This is a genomic window from Methylocaldum sp., assembly GCF_035627495.1.
Classification (GTDB): domain Bacteria; phylum Pseudomonadota; class Gammaproteobacteria; order Methylococcales; family Methylococcaceae; genus Methylocaldum.
Map to the genome: position 1 here is coordinate 22,446 of NZ_DASPLO010000058.1, position 17,619 is coordinate 40,064.

The 17,619-nt window shown below is 55.2% G+C and carries 18 protein-coding genes; 5 read left to right on the forward strand and 13 right to left on the reverse strand.

What is annotated here, in order from left to right; genetic code table 11:
- Nucleotides 1-16 precede the first annotated feature (16 nt).
- Nucleotides 17-1,651, reverse strand: coding sequence for an alpha-D-glucose phosphate-specific phosphoglucomutase (locus VEB01_RS04725; RefSeq protein ID WP_324873263.1), 1,635 nt, complete (start codon nucleotides 1,649-1,651; stop codon nucleotides 17-19).
- 115 nt (nucleotides 1,652-1,766) lie between these two features.
- Here VEB01_RS04725 and VEB01_RS04730 point away from each other — a divergent pair, with 115 nt between their 5' ends.
- Together VEB01_RS04730 and VEB01_RS04735 are read left to right on the forward strand one after the other, a co-directional pair.
- Nucleotides 1,767-2,321, forward strand: coding sequence for a L,D-transpeptidase family protein (locus tag VEB01_RS04730; protein WP_324873265.1), 555 nt, complete (start codon nucleotides 1,767-1,769; stop codon nucleotides 2,319-2,321).
- 122 nt (nucleotides 2,322-2,443) lie between these two features.
- Nucleotides 2,444-2,722 carry an Lpp/OprI family alanine-zipper lipoprotein gene (locus tag VEB01_RS04735; RefSeq protein ID WP_324873267.1) on the forward strand — a complete coding sequence of 93 codons (279 nt, stop codon included), beginning with the start codon at nucleotides 2,444-2,446 and terminating at the stop codon, nucleotides 2,720-2,722.
- 159 nt (nucleotides 2,723-2,881) lie between these two features.
- On the opposite strand, the gene VEB01_RS04740 is transcribed toward VEB01_RS04735, so the two are convergent.
- From VEB01_RS04740 to VEB01_RS04760, 6 genes are all read right to left on the reverse strand, one after another.
- The gene (locus VEB01_RS04740) at nucleotides 2,882-3,628 is read right to left on the reverse strand and encodes a heme ABC transporter permease (RefSeq protein WP_324873269.1); all 747 of its coding nucleotides are present in this window, start codon (nucleotides 3,626-3,628) and stop codon (nucleotides 2,882-2,884) included.
- A 5-nt stretch (nucleotides 3,629-3,633) separates the two neighbouring features.
- On the reverse strand, nucleotides 3,634-4,311 hold the full coding sequence (gene ccmB / locus VEB01_RS04745) for a heme exporter protein CcmB (RefSeq protein WP_324873271.1): 678 nt from the start codon (nucleotides 4,309-4,311) through the stop codon (nucleotides 3,634-3,636).
- Nucleotides 4,308-4,937, reverse strand: coding sequence for a cytochrome c biogenesis heme-transporting ATPase CcmA (gene ccmA / locus VEB01_RS04750; RefSeq protein WP_324873273.1), 630 nt, complete (start codon nucleotides 4,935-4,937; stop codon nucleotides 4,308-4,310). The genes ccmB and ccmA overlap by 4 nt, the downstream gene beginning before the upstream one ends.
- 116 nt (nucleotides 4,938-5,053) lie before the next feature.
- The gene (locus tag VEB01_RS23040) at nucleotides 5,054-5,326 is read right to left on the reverse strand and encodes a PilZ domain-containing protein (protein ID WP_414675409.1); all 273 of its coding nucleotides are present in this window, start codon (nucleotides 5,324-5,326) and stop codon (nucleotides 5,054-5,056) included.
- Between the two features lie 161 nt (nucleotides 5,327-5,487).
- The gene (haoB, locus tag VEB01_RS04755; protein WP_324873275.1) at nucleotides 5,488-6,507 is read right to left on the reverse strand and encodes a hydroxylamine oxidation protein HaoB; all 1,020 of its coding nucleotides are present in this window, start codon (nucleotides 6,505-6,507) and stop codon (nucleotides 5,488-5,490) included.
- Nucleotides 6,508-6,514: 7 nt separating this feature from the next.
- A complete protein-coding gene (locus tag VEB01_RS04760) occupies nucleotides 6,515-8,134 on the reverse strand; it encodes a multiheme c-type cytochrome (protein WP_324873277.1) in 1,620 nt (539 codons plus the stop codon).
- A gap of 182 nt (nucleotides 8,135-8,316) precedes the next feature.
- On the opposite strand from VEB01_RS04760, the gene VEB01_RS04765 reads away from it, so the two are divergent.
- Nucleotides 8,317-8,835 (forward strand): O-acetyl-ADP-ribose deacetylase, encoded by a 519-nt coding sequence (locus VEB01_RS04765; protein ID WP_324873278.1) that lies wholly within the window; start codon nucleotides 8,317-8,319, stop codon nucleotides 8,833-8,835.
- Between the two features lie 30 nt (nucleotides 8,836-8,865).
- Nucleotides 8,866-10,185, forward strand: a complete 1,320-nt coding sequence (locus VEB01_RS04770) for a M18 family aminopeptidase (RefSeq protein WP_324873280.1) — start codon at nucleotides 8,866-8,868, stop codon at nucleotides 10,183-10,185.
- A gap of 8 nt (nucleotides 10,186-10,193) precedes the next feature.
- Here the strand turns inward: VEB01_RS04770 and VEB01_RS04775 are convergent, their stop codons facing one another.
- The 3 genes from VEB01_RS04775 to VEB01_RS04785 form a co-directional block, all read right to left on the reverse strand.
- Nucleotides 10,194-13,577, reverse strand: a complete 3,384-nt coding sequence (locus VEB01_RS04775) for an EAL domain-containing protein (RefSeq protein WP_324873282.1) — start codon at nucleotides 13,575-13,577, stop codon at nucleotides 10,194-10,196.
- A 182-nt stretch (nucleotides 13,578-13,759) separates the two neighbouring features.
- Nucleotides 13,760-14,326 carry a DUF1003 domain-containing protein gene (locus VEB01_RS04780; protein ID WP_324873284.1) on the reverse strand — a complete coding sequence of 189 codons (567 nt, stop codon included), beginning with the start codon at nucleotides 14,324-14,326 and terminating at the stop codon, nucleotides 13,760-13,762.
- 136 nt (nucleotides 14,327-14,462) lie between these two features.
- Nucleotides 14,463-14,924: a metallophosphoesterase family protein gene (locus VEB01_RS04785; RefSeq protein ID WP_324873286.1), complete on the reverse strand. Its 462-nt coding sequence runs from the start codon at nucleotides 14,922-14,924 to the stop codon at nucleotides 14,463-14,465.
- A 216-nt stretch (nucleotides 14,925-15,140) separates the two neighbouring features.
- Here VEB01_RS04785 and VEB01_RS04790 point away from each other — a divergent pair, with 216 nt between their 5' ends.
- The gene (locus VEB01_RS04790) at nucleotides 15,141-15,584 is read left to right on the forward strand and encodes a hypothetical protein (protein ID WP_324873288.1); all 444 of its coding nucleotides are present in this window, start codon (nucleotides 15,141-15,143) and stop codon (nucleotides 15,582-15,584) included.
- Nucleotides 15,585-15,784: 200 nt separating this feature from the next.
- Here VEB01_RS04790 and VEB01_RS04795 read toward each other — a convergent pair whose 3' ends face one another.
- Genes VEB01_RS04795 through VEB01_RS04805 form a run of 3 tightly spaced genes read right to left on the reverse strand, consistent with a single transcriptional unit; the run spans nucleotide 15,785 to nucleotide 17,433 of the window.
- The gene (locus VEB01_RS04795) at nucleotides 15,785-16,294 is read right to left on the reverse strand and encodes a GNAT family N-acetyltransferase (RefSeq protein WP_324873290.1); all 510 of its coding nucleotides are present in this window, start codon (nucleotides 16,292-16,294) and stop codon (nucleotides 15,785-15,787) included.
- Nucleotides 16,288-16,662: a GIY-YIG nuclease family protein gene (locus VEB01_RS04800; RefSeq protein ID WP_324873292.1), complete on the reverse strand. Its 375-nt coding sequence runs from the start codon at nucleotides 16,660-16,662 to the stop codon at nucleotides 16,288-16,290. Before VEB01_RS04800 ends, VEB01_RS04795 begins: the two co-directional genes overlap by 7 nt.
- 6 nt (nucleotides 16,663-16,668) lie before the next feature.
- The gene (locus VEB01_RS04805) at nucleotides 16,669-17,433 is read right to left on the reverse strand and encodes a Nif3-like dinuclear metal center hexameric protein (protein WP_324873294.1); all 765 of its coding nucleotides are present in this window, start codon (nucleotides 17,431-17,433) and stop codon (nucleotides 16,669-16,671) included.
- Nucleotides 17,434-17,619: the final 186 nt, after the last annotated feature.

Below are 17,619 nucleotides of genomic sequence, written 5' to 3' on the forward strand. Positions count from 1 at the left end.
CACCAGAACTCGCGGCTCACGTGATCACCGTAGGCTCGGACATACCGGTTCGCGCCTTCACCTCGGAGAGACTCTCGGCCAACTCGATCAAGTCCTTCAGTGCCGCTTGCGGATCTTGGTTATGCTCCACCGGATCGCGCTCATAACGTTCGAGATAAATTCTCAACGTTGCCCCGTCCGTGCCCGTACCCGAAAGTCTAAATACAATCCGCGATCCATTTTCAAAGATAATCCGAATCCCCTGTTTTTCGCTGATGCTTCCGTCCACCGGGTCCTGATAGCTGAAATCGTCTGCCAAGACGACCTGATAAGGCCCGAAAGTCTTGCCGACGAGTCCCGGCAACTGCGCGCGGAGCTGAGACATGATGCCGTCGCCCACTTCCACGGGCATGCCTTCGTAGTCGTGCCGCGAATAGTAATCGCGACCGAACCGCCGCCAGTGCTCGCGTACGATTTCGGCCACCGACTGTTTGCGAACGGAGATCAGGTTGAGCCAGAACAAAACCGCCCACAAGCCATCTTTTTCGCGGACGTGGTCAGAGCCGGTGCCGAAACTTTCCTCTCCGCACAGCGTGATCTTGCGGGCATCGAGTAAATTGCCGAAAAACTTCCAGCCGGTTGGCGTTTCAAAACAATCGATGCCCATCGCACGCGCCACGCGATCGACCGCTTGGCTGGTCGGCATCGAACGCGCTACACCCCGCAACCCGTCCTTATAACCCGGCAGAAGGTGGGCATTGGCCGCTAATACGGCGAGACTGTCGCTCGGCGTGACGAAGAACTGGCTGCCCATGATCATGTTGCGATCGCCGTCGCCATCGGATGCCGCGCCCAGCGTAGGAGGCCGAGCCCCGAACATGAGATCGGCCAACCCTCGGGCGTGAGTGAGATTGGGATCGGGATGGCCACCGCCAAAATCCTCCAAGGGAACCCCGTTGATCACGGAACCGGTCGCGGCGCCCAGCCTTTCCTCCAAAATCTGCTTCGCATACGGTCCCGTAATAGCATGCATCGCATCGTAGCTCAGCGTGATCGCCCCGGACTTCAGCGCCGATTCGATTAGATTAAAATCGAACAAATGCTCCATCAACTGGGCATAATCGCTCACCGGATCTATGATTTGAACGGTCATATCCCCAAGCCGAGACTCGCCGATCGTATCGATGTCAACATCGCCTGCTCGGACAATCTTGTACTGATCAATGACTCGGCTGCGGGCATAAACCGCATTGGTAAAACTTTCGGGCGCCGGCCCACCATTGGTTACATTGTATTTAATGCCGAAATCCTCATCCGGTCCGCCGGGATTGTGGCTGGCGGAAAGAACGAATCCACCGTGCGCTTTGTACTTGCGGATCACGCAAGATGCCGCCGGCGTCGACAACAACCCGCTCTGCCCTATCAACAGCCGTCCCACGCCGTTAGCTGCAGACATTTTGACAATGGTCTGGATAGCCTGGCGATTGAAATAGCGGCCGTCGCCACCCAAAACGAGCGTTTTTCCAGCCGCATCACCCAAGGTATCGAAAACCGACTGAACAAAATTTTCTAAATAGTTCTCCTGCAAAAAGACCTTCACTTTCTTGCGTAGTCCTGAGGTTCCCGGCTTTTGATCGGTATACGGCGTCGTCTTTCGATTTTCGATTTGCATGGCTAGTATTTTCAAGATGGCTGAAATCGTTTATTTATTTTACTAAGTCCCTTTACCTACCGAGAAAAATTTTTGGTGCTCGGCTTTAACGATACAAAAATCTAGGAGACAACACGTGAAATTTCGCTCTGTTCTCAGCTTACTCCCAGTGCTCCTCTCGCTAAATACGGGAGCAAGCGAGAAGGACGAAAGTATTTGGCTGTTGGTCGAAACCATACCGCACGTCTTGAAGGTAATGGAAGGCGATCACGATTTGGAGGTATTCGAAGGAATTGCAATAGGACGCCGAGGCGTTGGCCTATTTAAAGAACGGGGAGATGACAAAACCCCGCTAGGTGAATATCGCATCGGCTGGATCAATGAGAACAGCCGTTACCACAGGTTTTTCGGCTTTACTTACCCCAATCGTGAGAACGCGGAGCGCGCCTATGAAACGGGCTTAATTGGACAGGATACCTATCGCACCATTTTACGCACCACTATCGGCGCAGCCGTACCCCCTCAAAATACAGCGCTCGGCGGACAAATCGGAATTCATGGCTTGGGACGCGCCAATCCCGCCGTTCATCAAAATTTTGACTGGACTCAAGGATGCATTGCGATGACCAACGAGCAAATCGATAGGCTCAGATCTTGGGTGAAAAAAGGCACCCTAGTGATAATTCGGTAATTTGTGCCAAAATAATACTGGAAAGATCGTCCATTCCACGGCACACTAAAAATGTCATGCATTCGTTCCTCGGGATGGATGATTTTGCCAACTATCTCAGTCAATAAAAAAGGAAAGAAACAATGATGAAAGCAACCAAATTGGGCATACTACTCTTGTCTGCTGGTTTGACGGTGGGCTGCGCCAGCAAATCCGATCTCAACAACCTGCAAACTCAGGTTGACGGTTTGAAAGCGGAAGTTTCCTCCGTTAAGAGCACCTCGGACGAAGCTTTGTCCGCTGCTCAGGCTGCTGAATCGAAAGCCGCCAGCGCTGAATCCGCTGCTCGCAGAGCCGCTGCCGCTTCAGAAGAAGTGAACAGCAAATTGGATCGCATGTTCAGAAAATCGATGATGAAATAACTTCGCAGCTTTCAAAGTCGCGAACAGTTTACGAAACCCCGGTTGATTCACTCAACCGGGGTTTTTTATTGGCGAGGGGAGAAACAAGCTGGCTTGAGGAGTAGCCAGCAGTAAGCTGGATCAATCTTACCCGTTGGGTAGGAGAGATGAGGCTGCCGCTTAACGGGATACTAGGTTTGAAAATGATTCCTGCACCCAAGCGCTGCGCCTTTCGCGATCGAGAACTTCGGCACGGGCACGGATCAGAAGCACCGTGAAATAGTAGAGCTGGAAGGCCGAAGCCATGAGAAGCAACGGCAGCAACATACTAATATGAATGGAGGGTTTGTCGAACTTAGTAACGGTAGGCCCCTGGTGAAGGGTATTCCACCACTCCACCGAGTAATGGATGATTGGGATATTAACCACCCCGACCAGAATTAAGACGCCGCCCGCTCGAGCCGCTGAGCGCTTATCCTCGATTGCAGAGACCAGGGCAATATAGCCCAGGTAAAGGAAGAGCAAAATTAGCTCGGACGTAAGTCTCGCATCCCATACCCACCAAGCGCCCCACATCGGTTTACCCCAAAGAGATCCGGTAGCCAATGCGAGAAACGTAAAGGAAGCCCCCAAAGCCGCTGAGCTGCTCGCCATCACATCGGCCAACTTGATATTCCAAATTAAGTAAATCGCGCTAAGAATGGCCATGAAGACGTAAATAAAAAGAGACATCCACGCGCTGGGTACGTGCACGAAGATAATTCGATAGCTCTCTCCCTGTTGATAATCAGGTGGGGCGACGAATAAGCCGAGATATAGGCCAGCTAATAATAGTATCGTAGTCGCCGCCCCCAGCCATGAAATCAAATGGCCGGAAATACGATAAAAATGTTTGGGTGAAGCAAGTTTATGGAAGAACGTCCACATAATGATTAACTCAAGCTAATTCGCAAAGCGGCAGCCGTTGCCAGTGGGGCCAAAGTTAGCGCCAACACCAACATAGCGGCCAAAAAATATAATTGGCCGGTAACGGGCATTCCAGCGGCAGCGGCCGAAACCGCGTTGGTGGCGAAAATCAGAACAGGAATGTACAGAGGCAGGACTAATAAAGTCAGCAGGATGCCTCCACGCCGAAGCCCCACGGTTAATGCCACCCCAATGGCGCCGATCAGGCTCAAGAGCGGCGTACCGATCAACAGAGTCAATTCGAGTATGGTTAGAGCCGGAGTGGGCATGGAGAGGAACAAAGCCAGCAGCGGAGCCAATAATAGCATCGGCAGTCCGCTCACCAGCCAGTGCGCCATCACTTTGGCGAGCACCAACAGTGAAAGTGGATAGGGGCTTAACGCCATCTGCTCCAGCGAACCGTCGTCGAAGTCGGACCGAAACATATTTTCCAGCGAATACAATGCGGCCAACAAGGCCGCAATCCAGATCACGCCGGGAGCGATCTTCCGAAGTAGAGCCTCTTCTGGACTAACGCCAAGCGGATAGAGTGTCACTACGATCAAGAAAAACAGCAAGGGATTGGCAAGCTCTCCCCGGTGCCGAAAGGCCAATAATAGATCGCGCTTAAGGAGTGCCAGAAATGGGCCGGTTACCTGCTTCATGCCAAAGCCAGCTTAATTAGCCCACCATTGATCTGAACGGCTTGGTGAGAGGTGAGGACAGCCAATCCGCCGCGATTTAAATGCGCCGCCAGCAGCGTCTCCACCAAGGTGACGCCGCTTGCATCAAGAGCCGTAAAAGGCTCATCGAGAATCCAGAGAGTTGCGGTCGACAAGATCAATCGAGCCAAAGTAATGCGTTGCCGCTGGCCCGCCGAAAGAGCGCGGGCGGGAGAATCCTCTCGACCCGCCAAGCCTACTGCTTGAAGGGCCTCCGCCAAGCGTACAGGTGAAAAAGACAAACCGTTAAGGGCGAGCGAAAGACGTAAATTCTCTTCCACAGAAAGTTCCGCCTTCAACCCCAACTGATGTCCCAGATAAGAGACTTCGGAAAGAAATGCCGACCGCCGCCGGAGTATATTCTCGCCGCGCCAGAGAACTTCGCCGTCACTGGGCGGGGTAAGGCCGGCCAATATCCTCAGCAAACTGGTCTTACCGCTACCATTCGGTCCTTCGATTTGAAGAACTTGCCCGGTCCTAACGCTGAGATTCAAGCCACTAAATAGGAGACTATCGGAGCGCACGCACTCCAACCCCCGCGCTTGAAGCGCGGGTCCTGGATCGTTCATTTATCTGTGGGCGAAATTGTCGTGGACGTTTAAAACTTTAAAGAGAGGTCGGACGAACCGCCACTAGAACAGTACGATGCTCCCGCTGACCACTGCGAGGAAGGAATCTAATTGCACTAAATTGTTTCGGTATCGTCAAGAAAATGAAGCCCTACGCCATTAGTCGTCAGCCTTACGACAACCGCGCTAATGGTGGGCGCGTCCTCTACCCCGCAAACTTGGACTTCTACTTCATCTCCGATAACAAATTGCGGACATCCGATCGTTCGGACAAACAAGCCCCCGTCTGAAATATCGGCCGTAGTCAACTCGGTTGTGCCGAGTGAACTATGCCTAATCGATATTTTCGCGTTAAGCGGCGTCCGCAAGTATTTTCTTTGCTCGACCATGCCTCCCCCATTCTGCTACAAAGTCGAACCAGAATTATTGCAGAATCCGATAATAGAGGCATGCTAATCGGAGCAATAATTTTTATGCGCGCCGACGAAAACTAAAACGCTTCAAGTGTTGGGATAGCGATAACGTCTTCGTCTTCTAGGATCTGACTTGGTTATCGTACGATCCACTTGAAGACGCTCAAATAACCGCCTTGTTCGGATTGATAAACCAACTGCAGTTGCTCGGGAAGATTGGCTACGGAACCAACGAAAGGCAGCAGCCGAGCCAAGAGAGTTTTTTCACCCTCTTCCGACGTGATGCGCCAGGCACGAATGCCGCCCCCAGGAAGCGGATGAACCAGATAACTGCCGCGGCCTTTTTCTTCAGCCCAACGTTTTACCGCTGAAATTTGGGCGTGGATATTCGCCTCGGCCGGGAAGAACCTCGCCTCGAACGGAAGGCTAACGCCGCTTAATGCCTCCATTTCTAAAAGCCTTGCCAGATCGTCCAAACAAACGGCTAAAAAAACCGGCTTGTCTTTCGGTAGGCGCTCTGAAAGCTCAGCAAGAGCACGGTCGGCGTCCATCGCCAGCCAATGCGCCAACTGGCGCAACGGCTGCTCGTCTTTGGCAAAACCACCGGCAATCTCGCCCCAAAAACTTCTTGACCGGGGCTCAGGAAACGCCTCGGCTACCGGCAGTGCCGCCCAAGTGTCGCGCCCTGCGAGAAAGTGAATACGCTGAGCGTCATCCCACCAAGACACAAATACGGCATTCTCGTCCGTGTGCTGGCGAATCGCTTGCGCCGCGCTCTTCCAAAGGTCATGCCGAATCTGATTTCCGTCGGCGATACTCGGTAGCGGCGATGAGGCGCCGCCGGAGGGTGGATAAACAATGGCACGCCGCAATGCACCACTCTTATCGCGATAGCTTACGACGTGCAAAGAGACGATTGCCTTATCCTCCCGACCGATCTCGTATTCCGCCAGATTCTCGGGTTGAAATTGGCCTTCCAGTGTGGGGAAACCTGCGTCGCCAGGCTTCATCTCCTTAATCTTTTCGAACCGCCAATCCTCGGAAAAAAAGTGGGGCAATCCGAAAAAGAGGATACCTATCCCGGCAAGCAACAACCCGATGCCCAAAAACGCCCTCGGTTTGCTGCCCTGCCGGATTCCTTCTTTAAGTAGCGACATGCCGCTCCTAACGCTTGCGGGAACGGATCACCACGATGCCGGCCGCGACCAGCAGCGAACCGAGAACGTATCGGCTACTGGCGGCGTCCTTGAATTCCCGCAACGCGGTCCGGGTCGGAGACTCGCCGTTTTGCGCGGTTTTCCCGGCATTTTCCCGAAGCTTGGTATTCTCGTCCATGATGATGGCGTAATCACGCATCAACTCCGACCAGCCTTCGGTGTAGGTGAAACCGCCCGGATTGGCGTGGAACAGGCCCTTGTAGAGCTTGATCACGTCGTGTTCCCACATGTCTGCGTAAACGCGCTCCACGTGAGACGGGTTGTTTCCCTTGGCCCAGAACAACTGGAAGAACCCTCCGGCCGCGTCCTTCTCCGGTTTCGGCGGCTCAGGGCGATTGGTTTTCTGTCCGGGCAACAGGCCGTCTTTATGCAAAGCCTCGACAACTTTCTTGGCTTCCTGCTCGACTTTAAGACCTGCGATCGTGCCTTTGTCCGCCACGGTGAGATAACTCTCGGCAAAGCTCGGCGAATGGCAATTCGCGCAAGTTTGCTGCCAAGCTCCCTTCCGCTGCTCGAACCACGGGTGATTTAGATTATCGGCGATCGCCGGCGTCGGATTGAATGCCCAACGCACCTTGCGTACCAGATTGTGGGAATACTCACCCTCGAACTCGAAGTGACAAGTCTGACAGGTCGGCGCCGTGTAGCCGCCCTTGGTCACAGCATCTTTTAGCGGAACCTCGAAATTCCATTTCTGTTTGCCCTGGGTCAGATAGACCGTGCCATGTTTTGAGAGCAGATAGTTTTCCCATTCGTTGTGATCCACGCCATTGTGGCAGGTCGAACAGGCTTCCGGCTGGCGTGCCTCGGCTGCGGAAAAGGTATGGCGCGTATGACAGCCGTCGCATTTGTTCTGCTGATAATGGCACATATCACAGCCCTGAGCGATTTCACGCTCCGCCATTCCCGCCCAAATTGCGGTTTCCACGTTCGCCTTCCAATCCATTGCATGGGACGGATGGCCCTTAGACCACTGTCCTTGCGGCCACTCCTGATTCTTTTCGGCCTCTGCCTCGGCAAACTCCGGCGTGTGGCACGTTCCGCACTTGGCCCGGTCCGGCATCACCAAATCTTTGTCATGCTGAATGGATTTGGCTCCGACATTTCCATGACAATCGATACAACCCACATCCTTGAGTTCCTCGCCCTCTTTCAGCAACCCCTGCTTGACGAGTTGCCGCTCGACCTCCGCAAGCTTTTCCTTTTTATAGAAGCGCGGATCCTGAGCATTGGGCATATTGCGAATCCTATCCAGGTTCGCATGGCCACTATTCTGCCAAGCATGAAACGCACCTGGCGTCACGGCCTGATGGCAGGTAACGCATTGCTCACGCGTCACCTCGCCGGTCACGGTCGTGGGCGGCTTATAAAAATCCTTGGGGTTCCAATACTTCTGGATGGGGATAGGCTCCCAAAGGTCCCCGAATTTCCCCTTGCCGGGATGATCCTGATAGTATTTTTCTTTGAGTTGTTGGAAGCTGATGTCGTCCTGCTTCGCGTAGGCCACTGTCGCAAGCGCTTGCGCGATAAGCAAGAACAGCACGCTTTTTATAATCTTTGTTAGCATCGTCACTCCTCCGTTAGGGCTCCGTCCGTAACGGTCACCCATCATATAGTATCGATTCAGAACCAAATCTCGTCAAACGATTTATTTCATGTGTGATCCTGAAAGCGGACGCAGAGGCCCGCTGGTAAGTCGACCTTTTCCGTGTTGCCTGATCCACACATGATCGTCCAAAGGGAATCTAAATGGTCACGGTTGAGGTCATTCAAGCAGATATCACCCAGGTAAAAGCCGACGCCATCGTCAACGCCGCCAACAATAGTCTTTTGGGCGGCGGGGGCGTAGACGGAGCCATCCATCGCGCGGCCGGGCCGGGACTTCTGGAGGAGTGCCGAAGATTGGGAGGCTGCGATACCGGTAAGGCGAAAATCACCGGCGCTTATAATCTAAGCGCGAAATACGTAATTCATACGGTAGGCCCGGTGTGGCGCGGCGGCGGACACGGCGAGCCGGAACTACTCGCCTCCTGTTATCGGGAATCCATGCGTCTGGCGCAAGGGCATCAAGTGCGGACTATCGCCTTTCCCGCCATCTCGTGCGGAGTCTACCGCTTCCCGCCGGAGTCCGCAGCCAAGATCGCGGTTTCCACGATTTTTGAGTGCCTCGCCGGCAATCCAGGTATCGAGAAGATTTATTTAGTCTGCCTTGATCCCGATGTATTGAGCGCTTATCGAACTGCTTTGAATTTAAGTACCGCCCAATAAACACGTTACACGTTATCGAGGCTCTCCAGCATGATCACCCCCGAAATCGCAAAACACGCCCAAGGACTGCTCGACTTTATCGATACCAGCCCCAGCCCATGGCATGCTGTCGCCATGATGGAAAAACAATTGCAAGAGAAGGGCTTCACACGCCTGGAGGAGAGCCAAGCGTGGCATGTGCAGCCGCTAGGCAGGCATTATGTGATCCGCGGCGGGTCTTCGCTGATTGCCTTTGTTCTCGGCCGCAAACCCTTGGCAGAGAGTGGCTTCCGTATCGTCGGCGCCCATACCGACTCGCCCGGTTTGCGCCTCAAACCAAGGGCCCCGCATCAGGCGGACACCATGATGCGACTTGCCGTCGAGGTATACGGCGGACCAATCCTCGCGACCTTCAGCGACCGGGATCTGAGCCTCGCGGGCCGAGTCTGTGTCCGAAGCGATGCGGCCGTGGAAAGCTGCCTGATTCGTTTCGAACAACCCTTAGTCCGCCTGGCCAACCTGGCCATCCATATGAACCGCTCCGTGAATGAAGACGGGCTAAAGTTCAACAGACAGAACGAGTTGCCCCTATTGCTCAGCGGCCTTTGTGATGCCGAATCGCCGGAACAGAAATTTCTCCGTCTCGTGGCGGATAAGGCTGGATGCCGTCCAAGCGACATCTTGAGCTGGGATTTGAATGTCTACGATACACAGAAAGGTTCTTTCTGGGGGCCGGAGCTTGAGTTCATCGCCGATAGCCAACTCGACAACCTCACGTCTTGCTATGCCGGGCTCGTCGCGCTTCTGGAGACTGAAACGTCTGAAAATACCTGCGTGGGCGCTTTTTTCGACCACGAGGAAATCGGCAGCGAAAGCAACAGGGGCGCAATGGGCAGCTTTATTTCGGATGTTTTGGAACGCGTGGCCTATGCGATCGACACGGATACGCCCGGCTACAAGCAAGCCTTGGCCCGCAGCTTTATGATCAGCGCCGACGCTGCCCACGCCTATCACCCTAATTTCCCGAACGCCTACGAGCCACTCCACCGTATCGCGATTAACGGCGGCCCGGTGATCAAGGTCAACGCGAACCAGCGTTATGCCACGGACAGCATGAGCGAAGCCCGGTTCATCGAGCTTTGCCGGCAGGCGAACGTGCCTTACCAGAAATACGCGCACCGGACCGATCTGGCCTGCGGCTCCACGATAGGCCCGATGACCGCCGCCCGGCTCGGCATCCCTACCGCCGACGTGGGCTGCCCCTTATGGGCGATGCACAGTATCCGGGAAAGTGCGGGCGTTCTCGATCAAGCGTCCTTGTTGAACGTATTGAAAAAGTTCTTTGCTGAACCTGCCGTTCAGTCTATGTAAGCTTGGCATTACGGTTCTTTCAGGGCCGGATGATCGGCCGCCGGTCGATCGAGGTAGTACCCTTGAGCCAGGGTAACGCCAAGACTACGGATCATTTCCAGCGTCGCGGCATCCTCGACATACTCGGCCACCGTGGTTTTTTGCAGCCCCCTCGCCACATCGACCATCGCCTTGACGAAAACCTGGTTGTCGCGATTGTTCGGCAAGTCGCGGATAAACAATCCGTCGATCTTGAGCACTTCGACGCCCAAATACTTCAGATAGCCGAAGGTCGAAAAACCGCTGCCGAAATCATCCAGGCACACCCGGCAACCCGCTTGATGAATGGCCTCGATGAACCGTTGCGCGTCCTGAATATCCGACACCGCCGCCGTTTCCGTCAACTCGATGATGAGGCGCGCCGGATCGACGCCGTTCTGCTGCAGTTGACCGCGGATAAAGTGCGGCAGGGAAGGATCGTCGAAGGTGCGCCCCGAGATATTTATGGCAAGCGGCGGGATCGACGGGTTCCGCGCCAGAAGTTCGATACTGTGCTTCAAGACCCAATGATCAATCTCGGTGATTTGCCCGCTCTTCTCGGCGATGGAGATGAATTGCCCGGGCATAATGAGGCACTCCGGGTCAACCAGATCCCGCATGCGGAGCAACACCTCCAAATGGCTCAGCCCTCCGTCGGCGACCGAGTAAACGCCTTGAAAATGAAGTTCGAATGAATCTCTCTGGAGCGCTTCCGCGATGCGCCTGTTCCAGGACAAGCGCTGCATCATGGCCTCCGAGCCGTCGCGCGCCGAATCGTAAATCGCCCAGGTATTCTTGCCCTGTCCCTTGGCCTGATACATGGCGGCGTCGGCATGCGCCACCAAATCCTCCGCGGTTTCCCCATGGTCGGGAAATATCGCCACGCCCACACTGGCCGTAACGCGCATATTGGTGCCGCGAAAGCGGAACGGGATTGTCGAAATCGCGTTGGCGATACGTCCGGGCAAAGCCGTAAAGTCGCTGCCCGGTGTGATCGTACTTAAAATCGCGAACTCGTCGCCGCCAAGCCTGGCGAAGGTTTCCTCGTAGCGCACCAAAGTGGATATTTCACCGGCGATGCGCACGAGCACCGTGTCGCCGGCCTTGTGACCGAAGGTGTCGTTGATGTACTTGAATTCGTCCAGGTCGAAATAGAGGAGGCAGAATTTGCTGCCGCTGCGTACCGAAGTGGCAATCAGGCGTTCCAGCTGATCCTGGAAGCGGTGACGATTGAAGAGCCCGGTCAAAGGATCGCGCTCCGCCAGGTAGAGGAGTTGCTGAGCGGTTTGACGCTCATAGGTGATATCCTCGTAAATCCACAAACGGCCAATCGTTCGTCCGTCGTTATCGGTCACCGGATAGGATATTTGCGTCAGAACGCGGCCGTCGTACAGATCAAGTTCGAACCGCTCGCTGATTTCATGGGTGTCGAGTACATGCAATACGTATTTCGAAGCGTGATCCGGCCGGGCGAAACGGTGTGTCGAATGCTCCAGGACATCTTGGGTATTCCGCCCCACCAGATGGAAACTCTCGTTTATCGCCCACATTCTGAGGAAGGCCGGATTGACGTACTCGATATGGCCCTCCTTATCTTCGAACAGGATACCGATACTCATCGCCGACAGCAGCGCACCCATTCGTCTTTGCTCCTGCTGCGCCAGCCCCGCCAGTTCGCGCTGTCGTTGCTCGGAGATTCGCAATCGCTCCAACACCCGCCGCAACCGATGCTCCGCGTGTTTCCGGTGCGTGATGTCGAACCATAGCTCAAAAAACCCCGATGCAACCCCGTTCTCGTCGATGCGGGGTAGGTACTGAATATCTAGCCATCGCTGGGCTCCGCGCTGATTTTTGGCCTGCAATTCGTAACGGGCCGACTCGCCGGACAACGCAGCCGCAACGTGAGATCTTATCTCCTCGTAGGTCTCCGGCCCCATGAGTCCGCAAATTTTCTTGCCGACGATCTCCCCGCGCGCTCGGTGGAACCAATCCTCATAACTTCGATTCACCAACACGTAACGCTGATCGCGATCGATTAACGATACATAGGCCGGTATCGAATCCACCACCAGTTGGACCAGCTCTTTGGCATGCCTCAGTTCTTCTTCGGCTTGCTTGCGCTGTGTGATGTCCTGAACGATACCGATGCCGGCGACGGGGTGACCACTGATGTCGAATTCCAATTCCGCCCTTTCCCGCACCCATCTCACTTGATCCGCTACTACGATTCGATGCTCGATATCGTAGGACTCGCCGCGCAAGGCCGCTTGCCAAGCGCTTTCCACGAATTTGCGGTCGTCGGGATAAACCAGCCTCCAAAAATCCTCGAGCGCGAGGGGAGTGGTCTCGGGAATGCAAAAAATCCGGTAAGTTTCCGCAGACCAACGGAGTGAATTATTCCGCACGTCTAAATACCAACTGCCGACATGAGCAACGGATTGGGCGCGTCGCAAATCGGCTTCACTTTCCCGCAGCCCCCGCTCTATCACTTTTCTTTCTTCGACTTCCTGCTGGAGTTTACGGTTAACCGCTTCAAGCGAGGCCGTACTTTCCCTAACCCGTTGCGCCAAATTGGCGTTGAGCGCCGCCGTTTCCGCCTTAGCGGCCTCTTCGCGCCTGCGGGCGGCTATATTTGCCGACCGCGTGATAACCGCCAGAGCCACGGCCAGCGTGAATGCGCAAAAGGCTCGAAACACATAAACCGGGAAGCCTGTTAAAGCAAGAAAGGAATCGGCGGTCGGTAGCCAAGTGGGAAAAGCGGTATCTCCCTCAATCACCAGTCCGGCAAATATTCCATAAACGATCAGCGCCCCCGCAGCGGCGCAAAAATAAAACTTAAGCTCGGGAAGAACGAGCCACCCGCACATCCGGTCGCGGTTCACCACCAGGGCCGCTCCGCTGATCAAACCTCCCGTGAGGCCCAGACAAAAGCGCCCACCCGCGCTCAATCCACGGGCATTGTCATCGGCAATCCCCATCAACGCGAGCAGCCCGGCGAAAAGGGGAAAATAAATGCGGGTGCCGAGCCACGATCGCCGAGGCGGTTGCTTCTCACTGGGAAAACCGGGGGAAATCATCGCCAAGCGGCGACCGAATTCGAACAACGCCAGAAAGGAAGCTACCAACAAGGATGCATCCAGCCAACGTAGACCGGCCGTGTCGGCTCGGTTGAGCAACATCCAGGCGTCCAGCCATTCCTTGATGCCGTGAAAAAAGCCGAACATCCCCAGCAGCCAGAGCTCCGACGCGAAGGGAAGCGTTCGGTCGCTGCGAGGTTGCAAAAAAACGGTGACCGCGAGAACTAGGAAAGAGAAACCATAGAAAACGTAAAGCTCTATGAGTCGTAGTGGGGCAATATGAGTAAAGTCTGCCATCCTGATTGCTTATTGTTATTGTCGGGCAACGGCGACATGATACGTGACTCTAAAGAATAAAAGCAGAGGCTATCGCGATCGGCGAAAAAAGCCGATCGAAAAAAATCGCACCCTTCTCCTGAGCCAGACCGAATGAAGCCGTTTCCCCCGATGACCGGCTGCCCCTTAGCCCACTCGTCGGATCAACCGGATACTTTCTCCACCTCCGAGCTGAACTGTTCTTTGGTTTCCTCAATCTTGTCGAGGACCTGCTCCGGAGCGACATCCTGCTTGAGCTCGGAAAGCTCTGGATAATCCGCAGTATCGACCCCCATGCGTTCGGCCATCGCGCTGACCAGGGCAATGATCCGAGTCACCTCGTGCTCGGCCAGCAAACTGATCTGGAGGTTCAAGTCCGCTCGCCGGTCCGCATGAGCCTGCATCCGATTCTGGGTGATCAAAACGAATGTAGAGAGAAAGATCGCCTCTACCGAGGCGAACATTGCCAGAACGACGAATGTGGGATCGAACACCGGAAGGCCGGTCCATCCGAGATTGATCAGAATCCAAAGACTGAATCCAACCAAATGGATGTAAACGAAAAGCAGGCTTCCCGTAAATCTCGTGACCTTATCGGCAATCCGATCTTGCAGTCCCTTGTTTTGCTCTTCCTGCCGACGCTTGGCCAGTAAAGCTTCGATGTTACGCTCTACCACGCTCGCCATATCGGGAGAACGCTCCCGGCACGGTGAATCAGTGCTGATATCCATAGCAAGTTTCGGAGTGACTGGCTGAACTTGGGCGTGCACACGCCCGAACATCAATGGGACCGGCGGCAGTAGACGGGAGTTCCGGCTGAAATCATTGACGGCGATGAGCCTTGCCTGATTCGGGACGCCTTACCTCTTAAACTTCGAGCTCAACAATCTCACCTCGCAGCGCGCCGTCCGAGAGCACCAGACGCCCCATCGAAACCGGCAATTTAAACCGCTTGGGTCCCGCACTGCCCGGATTCAGATAGAGAACCCCATGCTCTTTTTGGATCTTCGATTGATGGGAATGCCCTGAAACAACCGCGTCAAATCCGGCAGTCACGGGATTCAGATCCAGCTCTTTCAGGTTATGCAAGAGATAAATACAGCGGTCGTCGATCTGAACGACTTCCCGCTCCGGAAGCGGCTCTGCCCAAGCACCTTTATCGACGTTTCCCCGAACGGCGATGACCGGCGCGATGCATCGTAGAGCATCGAGTACTTCGGGACGGCCGATGTCGCCAGCATGCAGAATCAGATCGCAGCCTTTTAGAGCCGTTATCGCTTCCGGCCGCATCAAGCCGTGAGTATCCGAAATAACGCCGATATAACGCATTGGGTTTCCAAAGAGGTTCGCAGATTGGATCTCGACCGGTCATGTTTTTCTCCGGCCCGGATCTCCATTCTACGGCGCACGACAACTGCCGAACCGCGCTCGCCTATGGTGCATCCCCCGGTTAGCTGATACTTTGATGCGGACGGAGCGTGCGTCACGACAGACGGCGAGCCGAAATAACGATTCAAACAATCCATCGTTGAGGAGGAGGCCAGTATGAAAACAACGTTGAAATATATAGCTGCCGCATTGTTAATTTCTCCGATTTGTTCGACCGGCTTTGCCGAGGAACAAAAAGCGCAACCGTCCTCCGGCCAGCACCAAATGGGGGGCGCGGGCGGAATGATGGGCGGTATGGAAGGCATGGGCGGCATGATGGGAAACATGACCGAGGAGCAAAAAGAGCAGCACTTTCGGCAACGGCAAGACCAAATGCTGAAAATGCACGAACTCATGCATCGGATCATGGATGCCAAGGATGACAAGGAGCGGGAGCGCTTGAAGGAAGAACAGCGGAAAATCATGCGCGAGCAACACAAGCAGCATCAAGACATGATGCAGCAGCACATGCAACAGATGAGGCAGCACGGCGGACAAATGCAAGGCGGCCAACAGATGCAGCATGGCGGTCAGATGCAACACGAGACCCCCAAGCCGTGACGACTGGCTCATAGCGGAAGGGTCGCGATTAGAGCGACCGTTTGCGATTGGAAGGGGCCGACTAAAGGCCCGTTTGCGATTGGAAGGGTTGCGGTTAAAGCAACCGTTTGCGATTGAAAACCGCTTGCTCCAAGCCGTATCAAGCAAGGGGTAAGCGGCCCGCCTCCATCGTCGCGACACCGGTCGCTCGGCTGAGTGAATCAACCAGTTCGATCAAGCGTCCAGCACATTACGTAGTCATCGTAATAGTATCCGTCGCCGCATTCGGTCGTTTCGGCGCGGGCGATGACGAAGCCGGCGCGAAAATAGGCCCGTACCGCCCTATCGTTTTTCCTGAACACGTAAAGAAAGATTTCCCGCGCTCCTAAACGCGCAGCGACCGCTTTGACGTGCGCCAGCGCAAAGGCGCCGAAGCCCTGTTCATGATATTCCGGCAATAGGTAAAGCTTGTTGAGCCGCACACGGCTCTGCTCCGGCTGGTGATGATAAGCGAGGAACCCTATCATCCTGCCATCCAGCTCGATCCTCTCGTAAACGACTCCGCACGCCATTTCGCTCCGCACCACTTCGGGCCGGTACATGCGATTCCAGAAATACTCGATCGCGTCCTGGGTTAGCACCTCCGGATAATAATGGCGCTGCCAGATATCCAGAGCCATTTCTGCGATGGCTTCGGCGTCTGCGGGTTCGGCGGAGACGATGCTTAGCACGGCTGGCCAACAGCCGGTCCGACCATTTGATATTTGAGGTGACTGCCGCAACCCGCCCGGCAATCGCTGGCACCGAAACGCGCGACGACAATGCGGCCTGCCGTAAGACGGTTGATCTCGCATTCGGCCGCGCCAAACCTTAGCACTTCGTTAACCTCGACTCCGGAAGCCGCCAACAAATAGTCGATATGCCAGCGCAACGATTTGTTCTTGGACAAATGCCGGGCGATCCGCGCCTCCGGGTTGTGCTTGGCGCTTCCGGTATAGACGTAAATCCCCGCCGGAAAATCGAAGCTACCGAGCTGCCCGATCCGGATTCGGAGGCTCTCGGGAACGCGAATCCGCAACTGATAAGTCGAAAGCGTCATGGCCGATCACGCGGGGTTGTCGCTCGGGATAAAGAAACACTCGACGTCGAAGGTATCCCGCACCCTTTCCATTACGGCTTGAATTCCGAAGCACTCCGTGGCGTTGTGGCCGCCAGCGTACATATGCACCCCGGCCTCTTGCGCCTCGTGCCAGTCGTGCTCGCTCATTTCGCCGGTGATGTAGGCGTCGAGACCCTCTTGCAGGGTCAGCGGCCAATCCCGGTTCGCACCGCCCGTGATGATCCCGGCCGACCGAACGATCGCTCTTTCATCGGGGGTTGCGAGCAACACCGGATGATCGAGTATCGCACTTAGCTTATCCCGTAGTGCGGCGGCGCTCAGCGGTTCGGTGAAGACGCCCTTCACGCCGGTCGGACAGCGCTGATAATCGCCGAACGGTTGCTGCTCGACCAAGCCCATGGCTCGCCCGAGGCTGGCGGCATTGCCCACTTCCGGATGGGCATCGAGCGGGAGATGATAAGCAAACAGACTGATGCGGTTGCGCACCAGCGGGAACACGCGCCGGGCGAAAGGGCCGGTCAAGGTCTTCGGGCCGTGGAATTTCCAGAACAGCCCATGGTGCACGATCAGCGCTTGAGCGTGTCGCTCCACCGCCACGGATGCCGAATGCACGGTAGCCGAAACGGCAAAAGCGATACGCTCGATCCGTTCATGCCCCTCGATTTGCAGACCATTGGGCCCATAATCCGCGAAGTCCTGCGGATTCAGGAGTTCTTTCAAGAATTCGTCCAAATCATCTCGCATCATCATTATCGTGTCCCCATCTTTGACTGGGCATCGTGAATTCTCGGTTCCGCAAGTCGTTGTCGATTGCGGCAGTGATCATGCTTGCCATGATAACGCGCTATTCGCCAAGCGCGAGGCGCGTCGTTCAGTCGCCCTATGCAAACCGCGACAAACCTTTTCCACGAAGCATCAGACCAAGGACTCTTGTGG